26 protein-coding genes, 1 pseudogene and 1 riboswitch are annotated in these 25,424 nt (G+C 62.3%); of the genes and pseudogenes, 12 read left to right on the forward strand and 15 right to left on the reverse strand.

Going from position 1 to position 25,424, the window contains the following annotated elements:
• Positions 1-10: 10 nt before the first annotated feature.
• Positions 11-625 carry a helix-turn-helix domain-containing protein gene (locus H7F36_RS02095; RefSeq protein ID WP_187053125.1) on the forward strand — a complete coding sequence of 205 codons (615 nt, stop codon included), beginning with the start codon at positions 11-13 and terminating at the stop codon, positions 623-625.
• On the opposite strand, the gene H7F36_RS02100 is transcribed toward H7F36_RS02095, so the two are convergent.
• The 4 genes from H7F36_RS02100 to H7F36_RS02115 all read right to left on the reverse strand — a co-directional run bounded on the left by H7F36_RS02100 (position 626) and on the right by H7F36_RS02115 (position 5,433).
• Positions 626-1,510, reverse strand: coding sequence for a UDP-2,3-diacylglucosamine diphosphatase (locus tag H7F36_RS02100; protein ID WP_187053126.1), 885 nt, complete (start codon positions 1,508-1,510; stop codon positions 626-628).
• A gap of 86 nt (positions 1,511-1,596) precedes the next feature.
• Positions 1,597-2,658 carry a Holliday junction branch migration DNA helicase RuvB gene (ruvB, locus tag H7F36_RS02105; protein WP_187053127.1) on the reverse strand — a complete coding sequence of 354 codons (1,062 nt, stop codon included), beginning with the start codon at positions 2,656-2,658 and terminating at the stop codon, positions 1,597-1,599.
• A gap of 93 nt (positions 2,659-2,751) precedes the next feature.
• Positions 2,752-3,324 carry a Holliday junction branch migration protein RuvA gene (gene ruvA / locus H7F36_RS02110; RefSeq protein ID WP_187053128.1) on the reverse strand — a complete coding sequence of 191 codons (573 nt, stop codon included), beginning with the start codon at positions 3,322-3,324 and terminating at the stop codon, positions 2,752-2,754.
• 36 nt (positions 3,325-3,360) lie between these two features.
• A complete protein-coding gene (locus tag H7F36_RS02115) occupies positions 3,361-5,433 on the reverse strand; it encodes a trypsin-like peptidase domain-containing protein (RefSeq protein WP_187053129.1) in 2,073 nt (690 codons plus the stop codon).
• A gap of 94 nt (positions 5,434-5,527) precedes the next feature.
• Here H7F36_RS02115 and H7F36_RS02120 point away from each other — a divergent pair, with 94 nt between their 5' ends.
• Both H7F36_RS02120 and ybeY read left to right on the forward strand, forming a co-directional pair.
• Positions 5,528-6,478 (forward strand): PhoH family protein, encoded by a 951-nt coding sequence (locus H7F36_RS02120; protein WP_187053130.1) that lies wholly within the window; start codon positions 5,528-5,530, stop codon positions 6,476-6,478.
• 1 nt (position 6,479) lies between these two features.
• Complete coding sequence (gene ybeY, locus H7F36_RS02125) at positions 6,480-6,932, forward strand: rRNA maturation RNase YbeY (RefSeq protein ID WP_187053131.1); 453 nt, start codon at positions 6,480-6,482, stop codon at positions 6,930-6,932.
• A gap of 38 nt (positions 6,933-6,970) precedes the next feature.
• Here the strand turns inward: ybeY and H7F36_RS02130 are convergent, their stop codons facing one another.
• The gene (locus H7F36_RS02130; protein ID WP_410003061.1) at positions 6,971-7,942 is read right to left on the reverse strand and encodes a cation diffusion facilitator family transporter; all 972 of its coding nucleotides are present in this window, start codon (positions 7,940-7,942) and stop codon (positions 6,971-6,973) included.
• Positions 7,943-8,055: 113 nt separating this feature from the next.
• Between H7F36_RS02130 and H7F36_RS02135 the strand changes: the two genes are divergently transcribed.
• A complete protein-coding gene (locus tag H7F36_RS02135; RefSeq protein WP_187053132.1) occupies positions 8,056-8,544 on the forward strand; it encodes a FecR domain-containing protein in 489 nt (162 codons plus the stop codon).
• Positions 8,541-9,149, forward strand: coding sequence for an OmpA family protein (locus H7F36_RS02140; protein ID WP_187053133.1), 609 nt, complete (start codon positions 8,541-8,543; stop codon positions 9,147-9,149). The genes H7F36_RS02135 and H7F36_RS02140 overlap by 4 nt, the downstream gene beginning before the upstream one ends.
• 36 nt (positions 9,150-9,185) lie before the next feature.
• Here the strand turns inward: H7F36_RS02140 and tyrS are convergent, their stop codons facing one another.
• The gene (tyrS, locus tag H7F36_RS02145) at positions 9,186-10,418 is read right to left on the reverse strand and encodes a tyrosine--tRNA ligase (RefSeq protein ID WP_187053134.1); all 1,233 of its coding nucleotides are present in this window, start codon (positions 10,416-10,418) and stop codon (positions 9,186-9,188) included.
• Positions 10,419-10,579: 161 nt separating this feature from the next.
• Here tyrS and H7F36_RS02150 point away from each other — a divergent pair, with 161 nt between their 5' ends.
• Both H7F36_RS02150 and H7F36_RS02155 read left to right on the forward strand, forming a co-directional pair.
• Positions 10,580-11,929 (forward strand): M23 family metallopeptidase, encoded by a 1,350-nt coding sequence (locus H7F36_RS02150; RefSeq protein WP_187053135.1) that lies wholly within the window; start codon positions 10,580-10,582, stop codon positions 11,927-11,929.
• A gap of 41 nt (positions 11,930-11,970) precedes the next feature.
• Positions 11,971-13,095, forward strand: a complete 1,125-nt coding sequence (locus H7F36_RS02155; RefSeq protein ID WP_187054761.1) for an anhydro-N-acetylmuramic acid kinase — start codon at positions 11,971-11,973, stop codon at positions 13,093-13,095.
• Between the two features lie 94 nt (positions 13,096-13,189).
• On the opposite strand, the pseudogene H7F36_RS02160 reads toward H7F36_RS02155, so the two are convergent.
• The 4 genes and pseudogenes from H7F36_RS02160 to rplM form a co-directional block, all read right to left on the reverse strand.
• Positions 13,190-13,396 (reverse strand): annotated as a pseudogene (locus tag H7F36_RS02160) (MFS transporter); the annotation flags it as partial.
• A 184-nt stretch (positions 13,397-13,580) separates the two neighbouring features.
• Entirely contained in the window at positions 13,581-13,961 is a 381-nt protein-coding gene (erpA, locus tag H7F36_RS02165; RefSeq protein WP_187053136.1) for an iron-sulfur cluster insertion protein ErpA, read from the reverse strand.
• Between the two features lie 142 nt (positions 13,962-14,103).
• Positions 14,104-14,496: a 30S ribosomal protein S9 gene (rpsI, locus tag H7F36_RS02170; RefSeq protein ID WP_187053137.1), complete on the reverse strand. Its 393-nt coding sequence runs from the start codon at positions 14,494-14,496 to the stop codon at positions 14,104-14,106.
• On the reverse strand, positions 14,493-14,963 hold the full coding sequence (gene rplM, locus H7F36_RS02175; RefSeq protein WP_187053138.1) for a 50S ribosomal protein L13: 471 nt from the start codon (positions 14,961-14,963) through the stop codon (positions 14,493-14,495). The genes rpsI and rplM overlap by 4 nt, the downstream gene beginning before the upstream one ends.
• A gap of 161 nt (positions 14,964-15,124) precedes the next feature.
• Between rplM and H7F36_RS02180 the strand changes: the two genes are divergently transcribed.
• A complete protein-coding gene (locus H7F36_RS02180; protein WP_187053139.1) occupies positions 15,125-16,021 on the forward strand; it encodes a 23S rRNA (adenine(2030)-N(6))-methyltransferase RlmJ in 897 nt (298 codons plus the stop codon).
• A gap of 39 nt (positions 16,022-16,060) precedes the next feature.
• Here the strand turns inward: H7F36_RS02180 and H7F36_RS02185 are convergent, their stop codons facing one another.
• Genes H7F36_RS02185 through ahcY form a run of 4 tightly spaced genes read right to left on the reverse strand, consistent with a single transcriptional unit; the run spans position 16,061 to position 19,897 of the window.
• Positions 16,061-16,795, reverse strand: coding sequence for a septal ring lytic transglycosylase RlpA family protein (locus tag H7F36_RS02185; RefSeq protein ID WP_410003062.1), 735 nt, complete (start codon positions 16,793-16,795; stop codon positions 16,061-16,063).
• Complete coding sequence (metF, locus tag H7F36_RS02190) at positions 16,792-17,616, reverse strand: methylenetetrahydrofolate reductase [NAD(P)H] (protein ID WP_187054763.1); 825 nt, start codon at positions 17,614-17,616, stop codon at positions 16,792-16,794. Before metF ends, H7F36_RS02185 begins: the two co-directional genes overlap by 4 nt.
• Entirely contained in the window at positions 17,594-18,436 is an 843-nt protein-coding gene (locus H7F36_RS02195; RefSeq protein WP_187053140.1) for a TlyA family RNA methyltransferase, read from the reverse strand. Before H7F36_RS02195 ends, metF begins: the two co-directional genes overlap by 23 nt.
• Positions 18,437-18,442: 6 nt before the next feature.
• Positions 18,443-19,897: an adenosylhomocysteinase gene (gene ahcY / locus H7F36_RS02200; protein WP_187053141.1), complete on the reverse strand. Its 1,455-nt coding sequence runs from the start codon at positions 19,895-19,897 to the stop codon at positions 18,443-18,445.
• Positions 19,898-19,973: 76 nt separating this feature from the next.
• Positions 19,974-20,042: riboswitch (S-adenosyl-L-homocysteine riboswitch) on the reverse strand.
• A gap of 103 nt (positions 20,043-20,145) precedes the next feature.
• Here ahcY and H7F36_RS02205 point away from each other — a divergent pair.
• The 4 genes from H7F36_RS02205 to H7F36_RS02220 all read left to right on the forward strand — a co-directional run bounded on the left by H7F36_RS02205 (position 20,146) and on the right by H7F36_RS02220 (position 24,043).
• The gene (locus tag H7F36_RS02205) at positions 20,146-20,838 is read left to right on the forward strand and encodes a hypothetical protein (RefSeq protein ID WP_261802470.1); all 693 of its coding nucleotides are present in this window, start codon (positions 20,146-20,148) and stop codon (positions 20,836-20,838) included.
• 169 nt (positions 20,839-21,007) lie between these two features.
• Positions 21,008-21,478, forward strand: a complete 471-nt coding sequence (locus H7F36_RS02210) for a phasin family protein (RefSeq protein WP_187053142.1) — start codon at positions 21,008-21,010, stop codon at positions 21,476-21,478.
• Between the two features lie 126 nt (positions 21,479-21,604).
• The gene (locus tag H7F36_RS02215) at positions 21,605-23,233 is read left to right on the forward strand and encodes a peptide chain release factor 3 (protein WP_187053143.1); all 1,629 of its coding nucleotides are present in this window, start codon (positions 21,605-21,607) and stop codon (positions 23,231-23,233) included.
• 12 nt (positions 23,234-23,245) lie between these two features.
• Complete coding sequence (locus H7F36_RS02220; protein ID WP_187053144.1) at positions 23,246-24,043, forward strand: HAD-IIB family hydrolase; 798 nt, start codon at positions 23,246-23,248, stop codon at positions 24,041-24,043.
• A gap of 77 nt (positions 24,044-24,120) precedes the next feature.
• On the opposite strand, the gene H7F36_RS02225 is transcribed toward H7F36_RS02220, so the two are convergent.
• Entirely contained in the window at positions 24,121-25,194 is a 1,074-nt protein-coding gene (locus H7F36_RS02225) for a Fic family protein (protein ID WP_187053145.1), read from the reverse strand.
• Positions 25,195-25,424 lie beyond the last annotated feature (230 nt).

Here is a 25,424-nt window from a genome sequence, read left to right on the forward strand (position 1 = left end):
GAAAAAGAAAATGCAAGCATCCGATGCTGTTGTTCTCGACAAGTCGGAGCTCGGTGGTCGGCTGCGCAGCGCCCGGCTGGCACAGCGCTTGACGCTTTCCGACCTGGCAGCGAAATCGCAGGTTTCGGTGGCATCGATCTCGAAAGCGGAGCGTGGGCTGCTGGCGCTCAGCTACGAGAAATTTGCAGCATTGGCGGCGGCGCTGCACCTTGATTTGTCGACGCTGTTCGGCACGCAACCGTCAGGTTTCCTGTCGGGTAGCGTCGTCGTCACACGCAGCAAGGACGTGGTCGAGTACCACTCCGAGCGCTACCTCTACGGCATGCTCGCAACGCAGGTCACATCGAAGAAAATGACACCGATGATGGGGCGCATCGAAGCCGATTCGGTCTTGCGGCCGGGCCAGTTCAGCAAGCACCCGGGCGAGGAATTCATCTTCGTGCTCGACGGTGCGCTCGAGATGCACTTTGCCGACGGCCGCGTCGAAAGGCTCGAGAAGAACGACAGCATCTACTTCGACAGCGGCCTCGGCCACCTCTACGTGAACGGCGGAAAAGAAGGCGCGCAGATCCTCGTGGTGTGCTGCAACGAACCCGGTCATCCGTCGATCGACGGCAGTCGCTGATCAGGCCGCGATCGCCGGTTCCGGTGCGAGCTGCGTCCCGGCAATCGTCTGCGCGCCCGATGGCATGTGCTGCGCCCATTCGATGATTTCGAGTCGCCCGTCGGCGTGCTCCGCCAGCGCAGTCAGGCTCTCCACCCAGTCGCCGTCGTTGCAGTAGAGGATGCCGTCAATGTCGCGCATCTCGGCATGGTGGATGTGCCCGCACACGACACCCTGCACGCCGCGCTTGCGTGCTTCGCGCGCAACGGCGACCTCGAAGTCACCGACATAGCTCACGGCCCGCTTCACCTTCTGCTTCAGGTACTTCGAGAGCGACCAGTACGGCAGCCCCATGCGCGCGCGCAGCGAGTTGAGGTGCCGGTTGAGCTTCAGCGTGAACTCGTAGAGCGAGTCGCCGACATGCGCGAGCCACTTCGCGCACTGAATCACGCCGTCGAACAGGTCGCCGTGCATCACCCAGAGCTTGCGGCCATCGGCCATCTCATGAATCCATTCGTCGGCGACGTCGATGCCGCCGAAGTTGTGGTTCAGATACTTGCGCGCGAACTCGTCGTGGTTGCCCGGAATGAAGATCACGCGCGTGCCCTTGCGTGCCTTGCGCAGCAGCTTCTGGATCACGTCGTTGTGCGCTTGGGGCCAGTACCAGTGCCGCTTGAGTTGCCAGCCGTCGATGATGTCGCCGACGAGGAACAGCGTCTCGCATTCTGTGTGTTTCAAGAAGTCGAGCAGCGCACGTGCCTGGCAGCCGGGCGTGCCCAGATGCAGGTCAGAGATCCACAGCGTGCGAAAGCGTTGCGACGGCCGCGTTGCGTCATCGTCGTCCGGCGCCGAAGTGCCGGTTGCGTTGTCGCGCCATGCGCGGAGAAAAGCATCGTCGCGTTGCATGGGTGCGTAGCGTCGTGGTGCTGCGTGACGTCCGCATGGCAACGGCAAGACGGTTCGGTGACAACGGCTCAGCAGCCGCAGGCGCGTCAGATCAGCAGATCACTGTCGCTCGATCGATGTGACGGCGGAACGACCCCGAGATGCCGATACGCCGCCAGCGTGGCGATGCGGCCGCGCGGGGTGCGCTGCAGGTAGCCTTGCTGGATCAGGTAGGGCTCGATCACGTCTTCGATCGTGTCGCGCTCTTCGCCGATGCTGGCCGCCACGTTGTCGAGGCCGACCGGGCCGCCGTCGAAACGATGGATCACCGCTTCGAGCAGCTTGCGGTCCATCAGGTCCAGGCCCTGGGGATCGACGTCGAGCATCGCCAGCGCCTTGTGCGCGATGTGTTCGGTGATGCGCCCGTCGCCCTTTACCTGCGCATAGTCGCGCACCCGCCGCAACAGTCGGTTGGCGATGCGTGGCGTGCCGCGCGAACGGCGCGCTAGCTCGAAGCCACCGGCCTCGTCCATCTCGACTTTGAGCAGCCCGGCACTGCGGCGCACGATGCGCGCCAGTTCCTCGGGTGTGTAGAACTCGAGCCGTGCCACGATGCCGAAGCGATCGCGCAGTGGGTTGGTCAGCATGCCAGCGCGCGTGGTTGCGCCGACCAGCGTGAAGGGCTGCAGATCGAGCTTGATGCTGCGCGCCGCCGGGCCTTCACCGATCATGATGTCGATCTGGTAGTCCTCCAGTGCGGGATAGAGAATTTCTTCGACGACCGGCGAGAGCCGATGGATCTCGTCGATGAAGAGCACGTCGTTGCGCTCCAGGTTGGTCAGCAGCGCGGCCAGGTCCTTTGGTTTTTCGAGCACCGGGCCGGAGGTCTGGCGCAGGTTGACGCCCAACTCGGCCGCGATGATGTGGCTCAGCGTGGTCTTGCCCAGGCCGGGCGGCCCGAACAACAGCACGTGGTCGAGCGCCTCGTTGCGCATGCGCGCCGCGCCGATGAAGATTTCAAGCTGCTCCCGCACCTTCGCCTGGCCGACGTATTCGTCGAGCAGCTTGGGGCGCAAGGCGCGCTCGATCGCCTCTTCGTTCGGCGAGGCGGGCGCCGCGGACACCACGCGTTGCGGGGCCGGGGCGAAGTCGTCGGTCTGGATGGTCATGGGCTGTTGGCTGGAAAGGCAGTTTAGTCGGCCCAAGTGCGCTATGCGCGCCCGATAATTGCGGCGACGCAGGGCGCGCCTCGCGCCGGTCGACTACCGGGCTAATGCCTTCAGCGCCAGCTTGATGCCGTCGCCCACAGCCACATCCTTGGGCAGTGCCTTCAATGCTGCGGCTGCTTCTTTGTCGCTGTATCCAAGTGCCACCAGCGCCTGGAGGATGTCGCCCTGGGCGTCATTGGCAGCATGCGCTGGCAGCGCGATGTCCGCGCCGAGCTTGCCTTTGAGTTCCAGCAGCAGACGCTCCGCTGTTTTCTTGCCAACGCCCGGAATCTTCACCAGCCGGCCCGTGTCCTGCAGCGTGACCACCTGCGCCAGCTCGCTCACGCTGAGCCCCGACAGCACACCCAGCGCCATGCGCGGGCCAACGCCTGATATTTTGATCAGCTGTCGAAACGCCATGCGCTCCTCGGCGGTGCCGAAGCCGTAAAGAATCTGCGCGTCTTCACGCACCACGAAGTGCGTGAGCAACGAAACGCGCTCCCCCGTCGGCGGCAGGTTGTAGAAGGTGCTCATCGGCACGTCGACCTCGTAGCCGACGCCGTTGCAGTCCACTACGATCTGCGGCGGGTTGCGTTCGGCAAGAATTCCCGTGAGCTTACCGATCATTTGATAGCCGGATTTGGGCCCGGGTGTGCGATTTGACTAGGGTCCAGTCCAAGCGTAATAGCCGACGCCCTCAAATGAATATTGCGGATACCGCTGCAATATGGTGTCGCGCTCTGTTGCATTGATTGTGTAGAAGTGAGTGCCGTTTTGCGTGTTGAAGAATCGGTACATCGCACTGGTCTGTTTGCCAGAAGCGATGTTGGCATACCAACTTGGCCCTTCAAAAGAAAGCCACGGAATGGTGGCCTTGATGTTGTCACGCTCGGCAGAATTGATCGTATAGAAGTGCTCACCAGTGTGTGCATCGTAGAAACGGAAGACCGTGTCGCTGGCGGTACCGGCTGCCCCATAGGCATAAAACGCGATTCCGTCATAGCTGTAGTCCAGGGAGTGCTGGATAGCATTGTCACGCTCCGCGGGATCAGCCGTGTAGAAATGGCTCTGCGCTCGGCGGTTGTAGAGGCGATAGATCGGGACACGCACGATGCCCGACGTTGCGCCGAGCCATTGCGACAACCCCGCTTGATACGCTTTGTCGAATCGACCATAGTAATCATTCCCCAGGGGGGTTTGGCAGGATCCGTAACCACCAAAAAGCTGTCCGACCAGATAGTCCTTTCTGTTGAGCTTGACAAAGAGTCCAGAGCCGCTACTTCCTCCCTCGGTCGCGCCCTGCGTCCACCGGACCCGCAGGAATTGGGCATCCGAAGCGGACGATGAGGCGCATGTTCCGCCAGTGCATTTGCCCGTGCCCAGGTAATCGCCAAGGGTGTATTTCTGCAAATCGCCTTTGGGGTGACTGACCCCATACACGTCGTCGTAGTAGCCGAGCGGGAAGGCGCTCGATCCTGCATAAACAGTGCCGGCCGGTGGCGTCGAATTGAGTCGCATGAAAGAGGTGTCTGTATCAGCGCTGGCGTACAGCAACGTGGCGCCCGAGACCATGGCTGCAAGCTTGGGGTCCACCTGCGTGCTGTTGCACGAAGCAGATTTGTAGAACCACAGTGTGTACAACGTGGATGCCACCGTTTGGTTCGAAATGCAGTGATTGGCGCTGAGAAAATAAGGTGTCCCCGAAGACGACCGGTCATTCAGCAGGGTGCCAGTGCAAACATAGTCGTCCCCGCTGTCGACGAAGTCCATCATCGCGACCGACTTGCTCAATTCGTTGTAAGTCGACGAGCAAGACACGTCCATGGTGCAAGAACCCGCCTCGCCAACTTTTGCGATGGAGTCGAGTTTGCGGATGTCCGCGAGCACATGCGACAGCGATGGCACCGAAATTTGGACCGCGTCTGTCGGCGCTCCCGGCGGTACTTCAATCTCCACCGTAATAGCCTCGCCTCCCATATTGGGGGACCAGTAGGTGTGCGCGGCATCGCTCGAATCTCCGGCATCTACGTTTTGCTGAATCGTCGTCAGGATTTCCTGGCCCGAAATTTCGTAAATTTTGCCGGCACTGTCGGCATAGAAGCGAACAGTGGCGCCGAGAGGAAAGCTCTTGATCAGCAGTCCGAGCCGCACTCCTTTTGCATCTGGAGAGACGAAACGCATTGCCGAGACCTTGTCGCCATTCAGCAGCGCGGTCCAACCCATCAACGCAGCGACCTGCGGTCGACTCGCCGTGTCAGAAATAGGCCGAGCCACGCCAATTTTTGTCGGCAGCCCAACATGCGCAAGCGCTGACTTTTGGACCGTCGGAGCTTGAACAGTGAGCGCACCCAGGCTGATTTGCACCGGAGTGGGCGCCATACCGGCCGCCCTCATCTTGAACCGTTCAACTTCATGGCTCCCGCCAACGCTTGTCTTGGCCTCGATGAGAATCGGGTCCTTGGAAGGCTCTGCGGGCTGCATGACGGCTTCTGCTGGGGCGGCCGCTTTGCTTGAAGTCTGGGCTGTGGCTACGGGCAACGCAACTGTGCCGCCACCACCGGACCCGCCAGAACCGCCGCATCCGGCGACAGAAATCAGTAGCGCGCAGGCAAGCGCGCCCAATAGACGAATAGCTTTAATTTTTCTCTCCCTTTTGACCACCTTGAATGCTCTGCATTCTGTCGCCAACCGATAGATTGCGCACTGGTTTAGTCGGCCATAAAAGTCGTACGCCACCGACTACGTCACAGTCGATTCATTTGATTTGGCCGCGTGTACCGCGTCAGCCACGCCTATGATTCAAAGCCCAATCTTCCAGCCTGGTCACGCCTTGCTCCTTCGACACACCTTCGCCCCTCCCAACAACACACGCCTCGGCCACCTGTGCGGCCCGCTCGATGCGCATCTGCGCCGCATCGAAGAGGCGCTCGACGTGAAAATCGCGCACCGGCACGAGCAGTTCAAGATCGACGGCCCCAAGGTCAACGCACAACGTGCGATGGATGTGCTGCAGGCCCTGTACGAGATCGCGCAACGACCCATCGATGCGGCGGTGGTGCAGCTCACGCTGGCAGGCGACAGTTCGATGGACGAAGCCGACGACGAAGGGATGACGCTGGTCACGCGCCGCGCCGACTTGCGTGCTCGCACGCCGACGCAAAGCCTTTACCTCGAAAACATCGCCAACCACGACATCACTTTTGGCATCGGGCCGGCCGGCACCGGCAAGACCTATCTGGCGGTGGCCTGCGCGGTCGATGCGCTGGAACGCAGCAGCGTGCAGCGCATCGTGCTGACCCGCCCCGCCGTCGAGGCCGGCGAGCGGCTCGGCTTCCTGCCGGGCAATCTGAGCGAAAAAGTCGACCCGTACCTGCGTCCGCTGTACGACGCGCTTCACGACCTGATGGGCTTCGACAAAGTGCAGAAAGCCTTCGAGCGCAACGCGCTGGAGATCGCACCGCTCGCTTTCATGCGCGGCCGGACGCTCAACAACGCCTTCATCATCCTCGACGAGGCGCAGAACACGACGCCCGAGCAAATGAAGATGTTCCTCACGCGGATCGGCTTCGGCGCCAAGGCCGTAGTGACGGGCGACGTGAGCCAGATCGATTTGCCCAAGACGCAGCTGAGCGGACTCGTCGACGCCGAGCGCGTCATGAAACGGGTCAAGGGCATTGCGGTAACGCACTTCACCAGCGCCGACGTCGTGCGGCACCCGCTCGTGGCGCGCATCGTCGACGCCTACGACAGCCAGCGCAAACGCGCGACGCCGGCGCGCTGACATGGCGCTCGCCGCCCTCTCACTGTCGTTGCAGTTCGTGCCGTTCAAAGGCGTCGAACGCCATCGCGCGGCCTTGCCCCGGCACAGCGTGACGCGCTGGATTCGCCACGCGCTCGATGTCGACGGCGAGCTCACGGTGCGCATCGTTGATGCCGAAGAAGGCCAACGACTGAACCGCGAGTTTCGCGGCAAGGACTACGCCACCAACGTGCTCACCTTCGACTATGCGCAAGAGCCGATGGTGATGGCCGACCTGGTGCTGTGTGCGCCGGTGGTCGCGCGCGAGGCGAAAGAGCAGCGCAAAACGCTGGCTGAGCACTACGCCCATCTGCTGGTTCACGGCACGCTGCACGCGCAGGGCTGGGACCACGAAACGGGCGAAGTCGACGCTGACGAAATGGAAGCGCGCGAGATAGAAATCCTCGCGGGACTCAACATTCGCAACCCGTACTAGCGCCCTGTCAGCAGGCCAGCGCGGTCGTCGAGCATCCGTCACGCACCCGGCGCCATCTGAACGGCGCGCGCTTCCATGTTGAGCGGCAGCAGCTGGATGGTCACCCGAAGACCCGGCACGTTGTCCATCAGCGCCTGCTCGAGTTCATCACGCAGAGTGGCTGCACGTTGCAACGGCCAGTCACCCGGCACATGCATATGCAGGTCGGCGAAGAGCCGTTGCCCCGCGCGCCGGGTCGCGATGTCGTCGAAGCGGATCGGCCCGGCCTTGACCGCACCAGCGCCACCACCGGCGCGCTCCAGAAAACCGTCGAGCGTGGCTTGCACCGCAGCCATGGATTCGGCCGGCATGGCCTCGTCCATCAGCCCTTGCGAGGAGCGCCAAACGAGTTTGCCGCCTTCGAAAATGATGTTGAGCGCCACGCCGATGCCCAGCAACGGATCGAGCCACAACCAGCCGGTGAAATGCACGGCGACGATGCCGACGACGACTGCGACCGAAGTCCACACATCGGTGACGAGGTGCCGCCCATCAGCTTCCAGTGCGATCGAACGGTGCTCGCGTGCCGCCCTGAAGAGCGCCCACGCCAATGCGCCGTTGAAGCCTGTACTGACGATGGACAGCGCCAGCCCCCAGCCCAGCTGCTCGATCGGTCGCGGCGCCATCAAGCGCTCGATCGAGACCCACATGATCGCCAGCGCTGCGCCGATGATGAGGATGCCTTCAAAGCCCGATGCGAAGTACTCGGCCTTGTGATGGCCGTAGGGATGGTCTTCATCGGCCGGCCGCGCGGCAATAGTCACCATGGCGAGGGCGAACATCGCGCTCGCGAGATTGACGAACGACTCCATCGCGTCGGAAATAAGCCCCATCGAATGCGTGATGTAGCCTGCCATTCCCTTCAGCACGATGGTGACGAGCGCCACCGCGATCGACAGGCGCAACAACACCTTTGGGGTCAGTAGACTTTGTATCGAAGAAGAGAAAGAGGGAGAAGGCAAAAGAGGCACCGAGCTTCAGCAACGCCGACGGGAGGTCAGCGGGGCGCAGGAATTATGGACGGCTCATGCTCGGAGCACGTCGCGTACCATCGGGCGCTCACCTTGATTTAGAAGAGGCCCGGATGAGATTCAGACCTTGGACGCGGCTGAGCGCCCTGCTGCTTATGGCGGCCATCGCGTCGATCGCGTCGGTCGCGCCGGCGGCAGCACAAGCCACCCCACCGCCAGAACGGGCTGGTTTCGTCAAAAGCGTGCGCGGCGACGTGCAACTGCTCAGCGCCACCGGCGTCATGCGTACCGCACATGCCGGCGACGAGGTTGCGCCCATCGAACGTATCGTGACTGGCGCGGACTCGGCCGCGAGCCTGGTGCTCCGCGATGGCACCGTGCTCGTGCTCGGCCCTTCGTCGCGACTCGACATGAAGGAGTTCAGCTTCGATCCGACCGCCCAGGACGGCGGCCTGTTGATCTCGCTGCTGCGTGGCTCGCTGCGCATGATTTCCGGCCTGATCGGAAAAGCCCATCCGGACGCGGTCCGCATCGAGACGCAGACCGCGACGATTGGCATCCGTGGCACCGATTTCATCGTTCAGGCGGATCCGCAACCATGAACATGCCACGCTGCGTCATCTGCTTTTCGCTCCTGTCAGCCGCGCTGCTCGCGGGCTGCTCGACGCCCGCCACGCACGTCGTGTTGCTGCCGCAACCGGACGGGCGACCCTCCGCGGTGGTGGTCGGAAGTAACGGCGGCGAAGTTACGCTGGACAAGCCTTACCAGCGCGCCACCGTGAAAGCAGGTCGCACCGGCGCGCCTTCGCTCGACCAGACCGATGCAGCACGGGTCCGCAGCGACAACACCATGCTGTTCGACCTCGTTCCGCCCGCACCCCAGCGCTACGCGGTGTACTTCGACGCAGGCAACACGTCGCTTATGCCCGAATCCCAACGCGAGATGACCACCGCGTTAATGGTGGCAATGGCACGCGCCGGCAGCGACATCGTGATCACCGGCTACACCGACACAGTTGGGGCAGTCGTGTCTAACGACGAGTTGTCGATGCGCAGGGCGCAGCAAGTGCGTCAGATGTTCATCGACAGGCAGTTTCCGGCGGCACGCATCGAAGCGGTCGGCCGCGGCGAACGCGAACTCGCGGTACCGACCGCCGACGAGACGCCGGAGCCGCGAAATCGACGGGTGACGATCGAAGTGCGCTGAACGGCGGGCGGGGCTCGAACCCGGCGCAGCCTTTGCTCAGCGCAAGGTCAAGCGGACGAACTTGCGCTTCCCGACCTGCACCACATAACTGCCCGCGGGCAGTTTCAGCGCCTTGTCGTTGACGACGACCGAGTCGAGACGAACACCGCCGCCTTCGATCAGGCGGTTGCCCTCCGAGGTCGACGGCGCCAGCCCGGCCTGCTTCAGCAGTTGGGCGATGCCGAGCGGCGCGCCTTCCAGCGTCAGTTCAGGAATGTCGTCGGGCACGCCGCCCTTGCTGCGGTTGACGAAATCCTGCTCCGCCGCGTCGGCTGCCGCGGCACTGTGAAAGCGCGCGGTGATTTCCTTGGCGAGCGCGACCTTGGCATCTTTCGGGTTGCGCCCGCCGTCGATCTCGGCCTTCAGCGCCGCGATCTCGGCGAGCGATTTGAAGCTCAGCAAGGTGTACCAGCGCCACATCAGCACGTCGGAAATCGACAGCACCTTTGCAAACATGGTGTTTGGTGCTTCGCTGATGCCGATGTAATTGTTCTTGCTCTTCGACATCTTTTCGACGCCGTCGAGACCTTCCAGCAAAGGCATAGTGAGTATGCACTGCGGCTCCTGGCCATACTCTTGTTGAAGGTGCCGCCCGACCAAGAGGTTGAACTTCTGGTCGGTGCCGCCGAGCTCGAGGTCCGACTTGAGAGCCACGGAGTCGTACCCCTGCATCAGCGGATACAGGAACTCGTGCACCGAGATCGACTGGCCAGCCTTGAATCGCTTGCTGAAATCGTCGCGCTCCATCATCCGGGCGACGGTGTATTTGGCCGCCAGCTGGATCATCCCGCGCGCGCCCAACGGGTCGCTCCACTCGGAGTTATAGCGAACCTCGGTTCTGGACGGATCGAGCACCAGGCTGGCCTGACGGTAGTACGTCTGCGCGTTCGCCTCGATTTGTTCGCGCGTGAGCGGCGGCCGGGTCGTGTTGCGTCCGGACGGGTCGCCGATCGTCGTCGTGAAGTCGCCAATCAAAAAAATGACGGTGTGGCCCAGATCCTGCAACTGCCGCAGCTTGTTCAGCACCACCGTATGACCGATATGAATGTCCGGAGCCGTCGGATCGAGGCCGAGCTTGATGCGCAGCGGCTGGCCGGTGGCCTCGGCACGCTGAAGCTTTTTGATCCACTCATCCTGGGGCAGCAATTCGTCAGCCCCACGCAGCGAGATTTCGAGAGCTCTTCCTACGCCATCGGAAAGGACTTGGGATGTAACAGAACCGGCATTCATTGGGCTTTTGTGGCTGATTTGGGTATTGCCGAAGCTATACTGAGCTCGACTTTGCAAGCGCCGAATTCTAAGCGGCGCTTTTTTCCGCGCCGTGTTGCCGCCTCCGTCTTGAGGCCTTCTGCTTCACGGATTCGCCGAAACCTGATCTGGATTTTTGAGCTTTGATTGACAGATTTCTTGCCGCAGAGGAGCTGTTTGCTTCCCGTGTGGCCTACACATTCCGGACGTACCCAAGGCAGATCACTGCAGTGATTGCAGCGGTCTTGATGTCCGCAGGCGGTGGTGCATTCGCGGTTGCTTCGCTTGGCCCCGACGCGGCCAAGATTCCGGTAAAGCAGGTGCTTGAAACGGTGACGCCGCTTGCTGTTTCAACACAGACCGAGGCGCTGGACGCTTTCAGCTTCACCCTGTTCCGCAGCGAAACCACGCGCTCGAGCGATACCGCTGAAGCGCTGCTCGGGCGCCTCGGCGTAAGCGATCCGGCCGCATCGGCGTACATCCGCGGCAACGCCGAGGCGCGCTCCGCGCTGTTGAGCCGGCCCGGCCGTACTGTCACTGCCGAAGTGACGCACGAAGATCGGCTCAAGAAGCTGAGTGCACGCTGGATTCCTGACGGCGACGGCTTCAAGCGCCTCGTCGTCGAAAGCGCGGGCGTCGGCTTCATCATGCGTTCCGAAGCCGACACACTGACCGCCGGTACACGCCTGGCGAGCGGCGTAGTCCGGACGTCGCTCTTTGCGGCAACCGACGATGCCAACATTCCCGATGCTGTCGCGAGCCAGTTGGCCGACGTATTCGCGGGAGATGTCGACTTCCGTCAATTGCGCAAGGGCGATCGATTCGCTGTCGTCTACGAAACCTTCGAAGCCGACGGCCAGTCGATGCGCAGCGGCCGTATTTTGGCGGCGGAGTTCGAAAGCGGCGGCAACATCCACCAGGCGCTGTGGTTCCAGGAGCCGGGCCGCAAGGGTGGCTACTTCAGGCCGAACGGCGACAGCCTGCGTCACGCGTTCCTGAGTTCGCCGGTCGAGTTTTCGCGCATCTCCAGCGGTTTCGCGATGCGGATGCACCCGATTTTGAACACCTGGCGTCAACACAACGGCATTGACTTCGCGGCACCTTCGGGCACGGCGGTTCGAGCCGTCGGCGATGGCGTTGTCGAATTCGCTGGGCAGCAAAGCGGCTACGGCAACATCATCATCGTCAAGCACCGAAACGACCTGAGCACCGTGTATGCGCATCTGAGCCGCATGGACGTCAAGGTCGGGCAGAGCGTGGCCCAGAGCCAGTTCATCGGTGCTGTCGGCAGTACGGGCTGGGCGACCGGTCCGCATCTGCATTTCGAGTACCGGGTGAACGGTGAATACACCGACCCGGCGGTCATCGCCAAACAGGACGGCGACATGACGCCGATCGCGGCAGCATCGCGTCCCGCGTTCGAGAAATTGGCGGTCGCATCGCGCACCGAATTGGCAGCCGCGTTCTCTGTGGTCCAGGCCAGCGCAGACTGACCGACCGCACCATCGAACACAACAAAATGGCCGATCTGCAGATGGCCAACCTGTTCATCGGCTTGATGTCGGGCACTTCGCTCGACGGCGTCGACGGCGTCATCGCCGATTTCTCGGCCGGCGGCATTGCGGTCAAGGCGCATGCCACGGCGCCGTTTTCGGTCGGACTGCGCACCGAATTGCTGGCGCTGAACACACCCGATGGCGTCAACGAGCTACACCGTGCGGCGCTTGCAGGCAACGCGCTGGCGCGGGTGTACGCAGCGGTCACGCAGGATTTGCTCGACCACGCTAATGTAGGTGCCGAAGCCATTGCCGCCATCGGGGCCCATGGCCAGACTGTGCGCCATCGGCCAGGCGAATTCGACGATATTGGCTACACGCTTCAGCTCAACAACCCCGCGCTGCTCGCCGAACTGACCGGCATCGACGTCGTTGCTGAATTCCGGACCCGCGATGTCGCAGCCGGCGGTCAGGGCGCACCGCTGGTGCCAGCGTTCCATCGCGCGCTGTTCTCGCTAGAAAATGACGCCGTTGCTGTCCTGAATCTCGGTGGTATTTCCAACCTCAGTTTGCTGCCCGCCACATCGGGCGAAGCGATCACCGTGCTCGGCTTCGATTGCGGCCCCGGCAATGCGCTGCTGGACCACTGGTGTCAAACCCACCTGGGCCAGCCATATGACGCTGGCGGCGCTTGGGCTGCCAGTGGGCGAGTGCTACCCGACTTGCTCGAGCGCCTGCTGCGCGATGCCTACTTTGCCAAGGCGCCTCCGAAAAGCACCGGGCGCGACCGATTCAATCCCACTTGGCTCGCCGCGCAGTTGCAGCACGCCAGCAGCGCTGATGCCGCGGATGTGCAGGCAACGCTTGCCGAGCTGACCGCCAGTTGCTGTGCCGCGGGCGTGATCCGCTACGGCATCGACAGCAAGACCTTGATCGTGTGCGGCGGCGGAGCGCTGAACGACCACCTGCTCGCCCGGTTGCGCGCACTTCTCCCCGGTGTCGAGCTGAAGTCGTCGGCTGAACGGGGCCTGCCACCACAACAGGTCGAAGCGGCAGCATTTGCGTGGCTGGCCCGTTGTACGGTGCGCCGAGAGACGGGCAACCTTGCCAGCGTGACCGGCGCCAAGGGCGCGCGGGTGCTGGGCGCCATCTACCCTGCTTGACTGGAGGCCTGCCTGGCCTGGACTTGCTGGTGGACCCAAGCGGCGGCGTGGCGGGTAGCTTGTGCTGGTCGCTGGTCGCAGCAGTCGGCGCTTCAGCCCCGAGAAAGAACAACAAGATGGCGGAGAAGAAGACGCGGCGCGTACCAAAACGGTCGGCGATCAAGCCCGAGGCTGGGATCAGCACCGCCATCGTGAGCGCATAGGCCACCACGACCCACTGCATGCGCAATGGGCTTTCTCCCAGGCTCGCCGCCATGGCGGGCAATGCGGTGTTGATGATGGTCGCGTCGAGCGTCTGCATGAAAAAGCCGATGGCGACGAGCCAGAGCAAACTTTTGCGATAGCCCGGTGCTGGCGCCGAAGAAGGCACCGGAGAAATGGGCGTTGAATTAGATCTGACAGGAAGCGTCATCGAAAAAACTCAGGCAACAAAAAAGCCGCCCTTAGGCGGCTGTTCGAACAAACGCGAAGAACTTCTGCAAATCTCAAGCTGAGAAGCTGGAGCCGCAGCCGCAAGTGCTGGTCGCGTTCGGGTTCTTGATGACAAATTGCGCGCCCTGCAAATCTTCCTTGTAGTCGATCTCAGCGCCCACCAGATACTGGTAGCTCATGGCGTCGATCAGCAGCGAGACACCGTTCTTGGTCATCGTGGTGTCGTCTTCGTTGGCGATCTCGTCGAACGTAAAACCATACGAGAAACCAGAACATCCGCCACCCTGCACGAAGACACGCAGCTTGAGTTCAGGGTTGCCTTCTTCGGCGATCAGATCAGCCACCTTCGCGGCGGCGCTGTCAGTAAACAAAATCGGCTCCGGCATTTCCGGAACAGGCATTTCAGAAACGGTATTTTCGGCAACGGCGCTCATGTGAGTACTCCTGTAAGTGCGGCCAAACGTGCGGGCACGTGCAGCCAATGGAGGTGATGCTACTGCAACAAGCAAAAAACCGCCCGAAGGCGGCGTTTTGACTGCGAGGGCAGTAAGCCCAAACAGCAGCTCCAAAAGCGAATTAACGCTTTGAGAATTGCTTCCGGCGGCGAGCAGAGTGCAAGCCGACCTTCTTCCGCTCGACTTCGCGCGCATCGCGCGTCACGAAGCCAGCCTGGCTCAACACCGGCTTGAGCGTCGCGTCGTAGTCGATCAGTGCACGGGTGATGCCGTGGCGCGCCGCGCCGGCCTGGCCCGATTCGCCGCCGCCATTCACGTTGATCATGATGTCGAAAGCTTCGACGTTGTTCGTCAGGAACAGCGGCTGCTTCGCGATCATGATGGACGTTTCGCGGCCAAAGTAGGCCTGAATATCCTTGCCATTGATCGTGATCTTGCCGGTACCCTTTTTCATGAACACACGGGCGACGCTCGATTTGCGACGGCCGGTGCCATTGTTCCATTCACCGATCATTTGGCGGCCTCACGTTGGGCGTTGGTGGACAAGCCTGCAATTTCCAGCACTTTGGGCTGTTGCGCGGTATGCGGGTGCTCTGCGCCACCGTAGACCTTGAGCTTCTTGATCATGGCGTAGCCGAGCGGGCCCTTGGGCAGCATGCCCTTGACGGCCTTTTCCAGCGCGCGGCCGGGATGCTTGGCTTGCATGTCGCGAAAGTTCGTAGCCGAAATACCGCCCGGGTAGCCCGAGTGACGGTAGTAGATCTTGTCGATCGGCTTGGCACCGGTGACACGAAGCTGGGCTGCATTGATGATGACGATGAAGTCACCGGTATCGACGTGAGGCGTGTAAATGGCCTTGTGTTTGCCGCGCAAACGGAGAGCAACTTCGCTGGCTACTCGTCCGAGGACCTTGTCGGTCGCGTCAACCACAAACCACTCGTGCACCACGTCAGCGGGTTTGGCGCTGAAAGTTTTGGTCATGAGATTCTCTTTAAAAGAGGGTTTGGCGGGCCCTTTTCCACGGTCGGCGTTCCTCTGACGGGAATCTCATAGGTGGGGTTCAGGCTTCGCCGCGGGGCCACAAAAGCGCTGCGAAGCCTTCGATTATATAAAGATTCGGCGCTGGCGGGTACCATCGACCCATGTTCAGTTACCGCCACGCCTTCCACGCCGGCAACCACGCCGACGTGCTCAAGCACACGGTGTTGATCGCCACGCTCACTCATTTGCTCGAAAAAGACGCGGCGCTGACCGTGGTGGACACGCATGCCGGCGCCGGGCTATACCGTCTGGATGGCGACTACGCCGACACCAGCGGGGAGGCGGCAGAAGGTCTGTTGCGACTGATGGCAGCCAAGCCGAAAGGCGGCGCACCCCTCGCGGACGCCATCGCCCGCTACCTCGGCGTCATCGCCGACTTCAACCCGAAGGGCGGCGCCAAGATCTATCCTGGCTCGCCTTTCATCGTCCAGCACCTGTTGCGGGACCATGACCGGTTGAAACTGTACGAGTTGCATCCGACCGATGCCAAAACCCTCGGCGCCAACATCGCGCAACTCGATGCAGGTCGGCAAATTGCCGTCCTGCGCGAAGACGGTTTCTTGAGCGCCAGCAAATTCTTGCCCCCCCCATCGCGTCGCGCATTGGTGCTGATGGACCCAAGCTACGAGATCAAAAGCGACTACGGCCGCGTGCTCGAGTTCGCGGCCGAAGCGCTCAAGCGATTCGCCACCGGCACCTACGCCGTCTGGTATCCGATCATTCCGAGGCCTGAAGCGCACGATTTGCCGCGGCGACTCAAGACGATGGCGACCAAGGCCGGCAAGTCGTGGCTGCACGCGACGCTCACCGTAAAGTCCAGCAAGCTGACATCCACGCCCACTGGCGAGACCAAGCGACCCGGCCTGCCAGCCAGCGGCATGTTTTTGATCAATCCGCCATTTACCTTGAAACCGCAATTGGCCGCGGCGTTGCCTCAGTTGGTAGAGCTTTTGGCGCAAGACCGCCACGCGGCGTTTTCGCTCGACAGCGGCGGCTGAGTTCCGGCGCTTCTGCGGCCGTTCATTCAACGCCGATATCTAGCGGCGTTTGCGATTCGATGATTTGACCGGTACCTTCCGCGTGCTTGAAGGCGACGCCGCAGAATCACCCGCCATCGGCGCAGCGGCGAAGTCGACGGCCGCGCCGCTGCAACGCATGTCTTTCTTGTCGATCACCGACAACGCAACCTGCTTGATCCCCATTGCCGTCAGCCCGATCTGATCTGCTGCGGCGCGGCTCAGATCGATGATGCGACCCAGCGCATAGGGCCCCCGATCGTTAATGCGCACCAACACCTCCTTGCCATTCACCAGGCTTCGCACGCAGACACGCGTGTTGAACGGCAGTGTCTTGTGAGCGGCCGTGAATGCGGTCATGTCGAAGCGCTCTCCGTTGGCAGTCTTTCGCTGGTGAAACTGGATGCCGTACCAGGATGCGCCACCGCGCTCGAAGATTTCGCGAGGGCCTTCGTCACCGGGGACGCCATCGTCCGGCGAGAGTTCGCCAGTTCCTGAGATGGAGAGGTCGTAGCGCACCGACGGCACTTGCGAACGTGGGGCGGCACCGGCCGGCACCGCAAGCTCGCGTGGCAACGGCCGTAGCCGAGAGCGCCCCGATGAATCCGCTGACGCGTCAGCTTTGGGCGCAGTGGCATCGGGCGGCGGTGTGCCGCAGGCCGCAAGCAGACACAGCAAACCGGCCAGCGCGCCTCGCAGCGCGCGACGCGATCCGGTCCACCCCGCATGGCGGGCGGCCGGGCACGCGACATTCACTCGATGCGCTCCAGAACTCCCAAGGTCGCAGCAGCCTGGTTCATCGTGTAGAAATGAAGGGCAGGTGCGCCGCCGTCTCGCAGACGCACGCACAGGTCGGTGACGACATCGAGCCCGAACGCCTTGATCGACGCCGTATCGTCACCAAAACCCTGCAGCCGCAGACGAATCCAGCGAGGAATCTCGGCGCCACAGGCGTCCGAGAAACGCATGAGCTGGGTCGAGTTGGTGATCGGCATGACGCCCGGCACGACAGGCACGTCGAGCTTCAACTTGCGGGCTTCATCCACAAACCGAAAGTAGGCCTCGGCACTGAAAAAATACTGCGTGATGGCCGAATCGGCGCCCGCTTCGACCTTGGCCGCATAAGCCCGCAAGTCGGCCTCGGGCGAGCGCGATTGCGGGTGCACTTCAGGGTAGCAAGCGACCTCGATATGAAAGTCGCGACCCGTCTCTTCGCGAATGAACGAGACCAGATCGCTTGCGTACAAAAACTCGCCGCCAACGCCGTAGCCGCTGGGCAAATCGCCACGCAATGCGACCAGCCGCTTGACGCCCATCGCCTTGAGTTCGGCCAACTGCATGCGCACGGTTGCCTTGGTCGAACCGATGCACGAGAAGTGGCTCGCCGCATCAACGCCCTCGCCCAGAATTTCACGCACCGTGTTGAAGGTGCCGTCGTGCGTCGAGCCTCCGGCGCCATACGTCACCGAGCAGAATTCGGGCTTTCGCGTGTAGAGCTGCTGCCGGATTGCACGCAGCTTTGTCGCGCCCTCGACCGTCTTGGGCGGAAAAAATTCAAAGCTGAGCGGAAGGCCCATCGCCGACTCCTGGAGCGCCGTCGGCACGAACGGCGTGAATGAAAAACTCATGGTTGCCATCGCCGCCGACGATCGGGCTGTCGAACCACTGCACAACACGCAATCCCAGCGCAGCGCAGGCTTCGCGCAAGCGTGCCTCCACGATCGGGTACATCGCCGCATCGCGCACGATGCCGCCCTTGCCGACCTGGCCCGGCTGCAGTTCGAACTGCGGCTTGACCAGCATCAGCATGCGGCCATCGGCTGCTAGAAAAGGCACCACCGCCGGCAACACCAGCGTCAGCGAAATGAACGAGAGGTCACCCACGATCAGGTCGAAGCGCGGCTCGAATTCGATTTCCATCGTCTCGGGGTCGTCTTCGGCGTCGACACTCGAAGCGATCAGGTCGACTGCGGTCAGCGCTCGCGCATTGACCTTTTCGACCGCGATCACACGCTCGTCTTCGCGCAGCTTCGCGTGCAACTGGCCGTGACCGACGTCGACCCCGACCACCTTCGCCGCACCGTGCTGCAGCAGGCAATCGGTGAAGCCTCCGGTCGACTGGCCGAGGTCGAGGCACTGCAGCCCCGTCACATCGATTCCTGCGGTATTCAAAGCCCCTTCGAGCTTGAGTCCCCCGCGCGAAACGTAGCGTGCTTCGGCGCCGTCGACCAGGTCGAGCTCGGCCGATTCAGGCAGGTCGTCGCGGTTCTTGACCACGTCACGCCATGCGTCGCTGCTGCCCGCATCGCGCCAGCGCAAACCGCCCGCAATCAAGCGAACGGCCTGCGATCGGGACGCGGCCATGCCGCGCTCCACCAACAATTGATCAGCGCGCATGCGCTATCAATAGCGGTAGGTGTCAGGCTTGTAAGGGCCGTTTTTATCGACACCGATGTAGGCCGCTTGCGCCGGCGTCAGTTCGGTCAGCATGGCGCCGACCTTCTTCAGGTGCAGGCGCGCGACCTTCTCATCGAGGTGCTTGGGCAGCACGTAGACCTTGCCGGCTTCATACGCGTCGGGCTTGGTGAAAAGCTCGATCTGCGCGATGACCTGATTGGCGAACGACGACGACATCACGAAGCTCGGGTGGCCCGTGCCGCAGCCCAGGTTCACCAGGCGACCCTTGGCCAGCAAAATGATCTTCTTGCCGTCCGGGAAGGTGATGTGGTCGACTTGCGGCTTGATCTCTTCCCACTCGTACTTCTCGATCGACACGACATCGATTTCGTTGTCGAAGTGACCGATGTTGCAAACGATGGCCTGGTCTTTCATGGCGACCATGTGGTCGTGCGTGATGACGGACAGGTTGCCGGTCGCCGACACGAAGATATCTGCCTTGTCGGCAGCGTATTCCATGGTCACGACCTTGTAGCCTTCCATTGCAGCCTGGAGCGCATTGATCGGATCGACCTCGGTGACCCATACCTGCGCCGACAAGGCGCGCAGCGCTTGTGCCGAGCCCTTGCCCACGTCGCCGTAGCCCACGACGACCGCCACCTTGCCGGCGATCATCACATCGGTTGCGCGCTTGATGGCGTCGACCAGAGATTCACGGCAACCGTACAGGTTGTCGAACTTGCTCTTGGTGACCGAATCGTTCACGTTGATGGCGCGAAACTGCAGCGTGCCGTTCGCCGACATCTCGTTCAGGCGATGAACGCCCGTGGTGGTTTCTTCGGTCACGCCGATGATCTCGGCGGCTTTGCGGGTGTACCAGGTGCTGTCGATAGCGATCTTGGCCTTGATCGCGGCGTAAAGGATGCGCTCTTCTTCGCTGGTCGGGTTCGCGAGAACGCCCAGGTCTTTTTCAGCGCGCTGGCCCAAATGCATCAGCAACGTGGCGTCGCCGCCGTCGTCCAGGATCATGTTGGGGCCTTCGCCCTTCGAGCCCTTGGGTCCGAAGTCGAAAATGGCGTGGGTGTAGTCCCAGTAGTCGGTCAGCGTCTCGCCCTTGACGGCGAACACTGGCGTGCCAGCGGCTGCGATGGCGGCGGCTGCGTGGTCTTGCGTCGAGAAGATGTTGCACGATGCCCAGCGGACGTCGGCGCCGAGGGCTTGCAGCGTTTCGATCAGCACCGCGGTTTGAATCGTCATGTGGATCGAGCCGGTGATGCGCGCGCCCTTGAGCGGGTGCGACTTCGCGAACTCGGAGCGAATGGCCATCAGGCCCGGCATTTCGGTCTCCGCGATGCGGATTTCCTTGCGGCCCCAAGCGGCCAGCGTGATGTCGGCGATGGCCTGATCGGTCAATTTGAGAGGGATTGCGACGGCGGATGCGGATTCGAGAACAGCGCTCATAAGAACTCCAAAGCAAGTTTGAGAATTGCCGCCGCGCTCGGGAAGGTAGACCTATAGATCGACTCACCGCGAGAACAGCGGTTGAGCGTGGTTGCGATGTGGTCCGAGCCTCACGCCTGATGGCGCTGCAACGCTCCTCGGAACGACGAATTTTAGCGCAGACGCCCGATTGCGTGCGTCACCGCCCGGAAGGGTCGGCGTCACCGCCGACAAACCGAAATTCCTGCGGCGCATTACCCTCGTGCGATATGAACACACCCTCCACATCGTCTTTCCGCAGGTTCTCGCCGCTTGCGTCTGTGCTTCTGGCGTCGGCCACGCTGTTCGGCGCAGCCGTCCTGCCGCTCGCCGCCGCTGCGCAGAGCCCGGCGGCCACGCCATCTGCCGCTCCCGCCGCCCCGACCGTCCGAATTCGCGGCACCGTCGTCTACGTAGACCAAAGCAAGGTGGTCGTGAAGGACCGCAGCGGCGAAGTCGTTTCGCTTGCAAGGGTCGCCGACATGCCGATCTCCGAGGTGTACCGCATCAAGCTGAGCGACATCAAGCAAGGCAGCTTCATCGGCACTGCAGCCATGCCGCAGGCAGACGGCACGCAAAAGGCGCTCGAAGTTCTGGTGTTCCCCGAGGCCGCGCGTGGAACCGGCGAAGGCCATTTCCCATGGGACTTGCAGCCGCAGAGCACCATGACCAATGCGACGGTGGCCGACCTCGCCGCGGCGCCGAAGAACGTGCGCGGCGGCCAGCAACTCAAACTCAGCTACAAGGGTGGCGAAAAGACCCTGATCGTTCCGCCGAACGTTCCTGTCGTGACCTTCAAGCCAGCCACCGATGCCTTGCTGGTGCCCGGCGCCAACGTGCTGATCAATGCGCAAGAGCGCAACGGCACACCGACCGCGCTGCGTGTGCTGGCCGGCCGCAACGGCTTCACGCCGCCGATGTAATCGCTGAGCCGAACGGGTCGCGCCGCATACGCTGCGCGACCCAAGGGAAATCCCGCAAGTAATTTTGCGAAGAGGATCACCGCAGCAGCGTTGTCGGGGCGTATCGTGGCGACGGATTTCCGCCGCTTGCAGGCGTGTTGTCCGCCATCCTCAACCTCAGGAGATTCCCATGGCCACCGCCAAGAAAGCCGCTGCAAAGTCCACTGCCACGCAGGGCGGCACAAAGATCCCCAGCCCGGCCGACATGCTCAAGGGCATGGCCGAGCGGCTGCAAAACGTCAACCTGACCGGCGCCGGCAGCAAGTTGCTCGACACCGGCCGCAAGGATCTCCAGGCCGTGATGCAGGCCAACGAAAAGTCATACCAGGGCCTGCAAACGGTGGTGCAGCGGCAGACCGAAATGATCAAGAGCGCCATCAGCGAATGGCAGTCGGCAGCGAAGGCGATGCCCGGTAAAGACCCGAAAGAAAATCTTGCCAAGCTCGACGAACTAGGCCGCGCCTCGTTCCAGCGTGCCATCGACGACATCAAGGAGCTGGCCGACCTGGCGGCCAAGTCGCAGAAGGACGCCTTCGAAGTCGTGCGCCAGCGGGTGCAGGACAACGTCGACGAAGTGACCAAGCTGCTGCAGCGCAAGTGATTGGTGCTGCCGGCGCGCTCGACGCGACCGGCATGACCACGGCTTTGTGGCGTCGCGCTAGCCCCGTGCGAGAGAAGCCAGGAGCGCATCCGTAAAATCGGGCAATCCCCCCGCAGATTGCCCACTTTGTCTTTCGCCTCCGAAACCCGTCGCCGTCGCACTTTCGCGATCATCTCCCACCCAGACGCCGGCAAGACCACGCTCACTGAAAAGCTCTTGCTGTTCTCAGGAGCGATTCAGATTGCCGGATCGGTCAAGGCGCGCAAGGCCACGCGGCATGCCACATCCGACTGGATGGAGATCGAAAAGCAGCGCGGCATTTCGGTCGCCTCATCGGTCATGCAGATGCTGTACCGCGACCACGTCATCAACCTGCTCGACACGCCCGGCCACAAGGACTTTTCAGAAGACACCTACCGCGTACTCACCGCGGTCGACTCGGCCCTGATGGTGATCGACGCGGCCAACGGCGTCGAAGCCCAGACGCGCCGCCTGATCGAAGTCTGCCGGCAGCGCGACACGCCCATCATCACGTTCGTCAACAAGATGGACCGCGAAGTGCGCGAGCCGCTGGACATCATGGACGAGATCGAACGCGAGCTCGGCATGCCCTGCGTACCGATGACCTGGCCGGTCGGTCAGGGCAAATCCTTCGGCGGCATCATGAATCTGCGCACGCAGACCATGACGGTGTTCGACTCCGGCAAGGAGCGACTGCCGCAGGAGTTCGAGACGATTCGCCTCGACAACCGCGCCGAGCTCATCAAGCGCTTCGGCAGCGAGTTCGAATCTGCCGAGCAGAGCATGGAACTGGCAACCGGTGCCTCGCCGACGTGGGACCGCGAAGCCTTTCTCGCCGGTAAGCAGACGCCGGTGTTCTTCGGCTCTGGCGTCAACAATTTTGGCGTGATGGAGGTGCTCGATGCACTGGTCGACCTGGCGCCACCACCGCAGTCGCGCACCAGCACCACGATGGTCAATCGCCAGCCGGTGGTGAAAGAGATCCAGCCGGAAGACAAGGACTTTGCCGGCGTCGTGTTCAAGGTGCAGGCCAACATGGATCCATCGCACCGAGACCGCATCGCCTTCGTGCGCATGGCCTCGGGCAAGTACACGCCTGGCATGAAGCTCAAGGTGCAGCGCACGTCGAAGGAACTGCGCCCGACCAGCGTCGTCACTTTCATGAGCCAGCGCCGCGAGGCGGTCGAAGAAGCCTATGCCGGCGACATCGTCGGCTTCACCACGCATGGCGGCGTGCAACTCGGCGACACCATCACCGATGGCGCCAACCTGATGTTCACCGGCCTGCCCTTCTTTGCGCCCGAACTCTTCATGACGGTGATTTTGAAGAATCCGCTGCGTACCAAGCAGCTTCAACAAGGCCTGGCGCAACTCGGAGAAGAAGGTGCGATCCAGGTCTTCCGCCCGGAGATCGGCGGGCCGATGTTGCTCGGCGCTGTCGGCCAGCTGCAGTTCGAAGTGGTGCAGCACCGGTTGAAGGGCGAGTACGACGTCGACGTACGGCTCGAAGGTTGCCAGTACACCGGCGCCCGCTGGATCACTGCCGACACGCCGGCGGAACTTAAAGACTTCGTCAACGCTTACCCGGCACGCATGGCGCTCGACGCGGCCAACACGCTTGCGTACCTGTGCACGTCGCCGTACGACGTGCGGCTCGCGCAGGAGCGTTTTCCGAAGATTCATTTTCATCCGTTGCGCGAGCACGCAGGGCTGGCGCTGCAAAGCGCCGGCTGAGTGCAGCGCGCCATGCTGCCGCTTGCCGATTGGCCCGCCGACGCGCGGCGCCATCTCATCGGTGTCTTCACAGACATCGACGACACGCTGACGACCGAAGGCGCGATCACGGACGACGCGCTGCAGGCGTTGCATGACTTGAAGGCAATTGGCATGAACGTCGTCGCCATCACCGGACGGCCGGTCGGCTGGAGCGCGCCCTTCGCAGCTGCATGGCCGGTCGATGCGATCGTTGCCGAGAACGGTGCGGTGGCGCTGATTGCCGACCACGCGGGCGTGTTAATCAAGCGCTACCAGCAAGACGCCACTACGCGCGCCGTCAACTTCACGTGCATGCAAGGCGTGCTGGCGCGCATCGAGCACGAAATCCCCGGCGCGCAGCGCGCCACCGACTCACCGGGGCGTGAGACCGACATCGCCATCGACCACAGCGAGCTTGCGCAGTTGGACGAGGTGCAAATTGCCGCCGTGGTCGCGCTGATGCGCAGCGAAGGCCTGCACGCGACGGTCAGCAGCATCCACATCAACGGCTGGTACGGCAACCACAACAAGCTGGTCGGCGCGCGCTGGATCGTGCGCGAACTGTGGGGCCGCGCGCTGGACCCGGAGATCAACCGCTGGGCCTACGTCGGCGATTCGACCAACGACCAACTGATGTTTGAAGCCTTTGCGCACAGCATCGGCGTGGCGAATGTGCAGCGCTTCGTGCCCAAGCTGACGCACCTGCCGCGCTACATCACGCAGGGGGAGCGTGGTGCGGGGTTTGCCGAAGTGGCGCGGGCGGTACTGGAAAGTCGCGTCGTGCGCTGAGGTTCGGACTTGGCCACACGGCGAGCCGAGTCAATCGAGCAAGCCGGGACTTGTTGAGCGCACCGCGGCTTTGGCGTTCACGCACCGTCGCCCTGCAGGATCGCGGTGAGCGCCAGATTGACGTAGTAGTTGCTGCGACCGACCTTCTGCTTGCGTACGAACCCGCCCTCGGCCAGGGCGTCCAGGTACTTGGTCGCGGTCAGGCGTGACAGCTGCAAGTCCCGCTGGATGAATTCGATCTTGGTATACGGATGCATGAACAGGTTGTTGATCAAATCCTGGCTGTAGAACTTGTAGCCCGCGCGGATGCGTTGCTTGTAGTCGGCCAGTGCGGCCTTGATCGCGTTGATGGTCCCAATGGTTTGCGCCGCCGTCTGTTGCACCGCCTCCAGCAGGTACAGCACCCATTCTTCCCATCGGTTTTCGGTGCGCACCGTTTGCAACAAGCGGTAGTAATCGGCCTTGTTGCGCATGATGTAGCTGCTCAGGTAGAGCACCGGGCTATCGAGCAGCCCCTCCTTGACCAGGTAGAGCACGTTGACGATGCGCCCGGTGCGGCCGTTGCCGTCGTAGAACGGGTGAATGCTCTCGAACTGATGATGGATCAGCGCCATCTTGATCAGGGGATCGACAGCAAACAAGTCGGGCTCGTTGATGAAGCGCTCCAACCCACGCATCAGCGCGACGATCTCGGCCGGGTCTTGCGGCGGCGTGTAGACGGTGCGGCCGGCGCCATCTTTCAGAGCCGTGCCCGGCAGCTTGCGAAAACCGGCGTTGTTGCGCTCCAGTTCCGATTGGATCTCGACGATCTGATTGGAGGTGATCAACCCGCTGCTGCGCACCAGATCGAAGCCGATCCGTAGCGCCTGGCGATAGCGCAGCACTTCCTTGGCGGCCGGGTTGGCAAAGGCCTCGGGCAGCACATCGTCCTTGAACAGTTCATCGTGCGTCGTGATGATGTTCTCGATCTCGGAGCTGGCTTTGGCTTCCTGGAGGCCCAGCGTGTTGATCAGAATGTCTTGATTCGGGATCGCCGCCGCGATGCCTTTGAGTTCGGCAAGTTGGCGGCTCGCGCTGGCGAGCTTTTTCAGGATTGCCGGCGTGTCAAAACGCCCGGCATCGAGCTGCTCAAGGGGCGGGAGGCTGTGCATCAGACTGGATTAAAGTTTTCTTGCATGTTATCTCCAACATGCATAGAAAACTTGAATTTCTATACACGTTGGCGCCGACGTGTTTAAAGAACGGCTAAAGTTATGCACGTAACGCCCCCCCCTACTGCCCCTTCGCCAGCCCCAGTTTCTCGATCAAGACCTTCTCCCGCGCCATCGTGTCCTGCGCAAATTGGGTGTACCGGGCCGAGGACATGAGGGAGACTCCTTGA

This window comes from Variovorax sp. PAMC28562 (assembly GCF_014303735.1).
In the GTDB taxonomy this organism is placed as follows: domain Bacteria; phylum Pseudomonadota; class Gammaproteobacteria; order Burkholderiales; family Burkholderiaceae_C; genus Variovorax.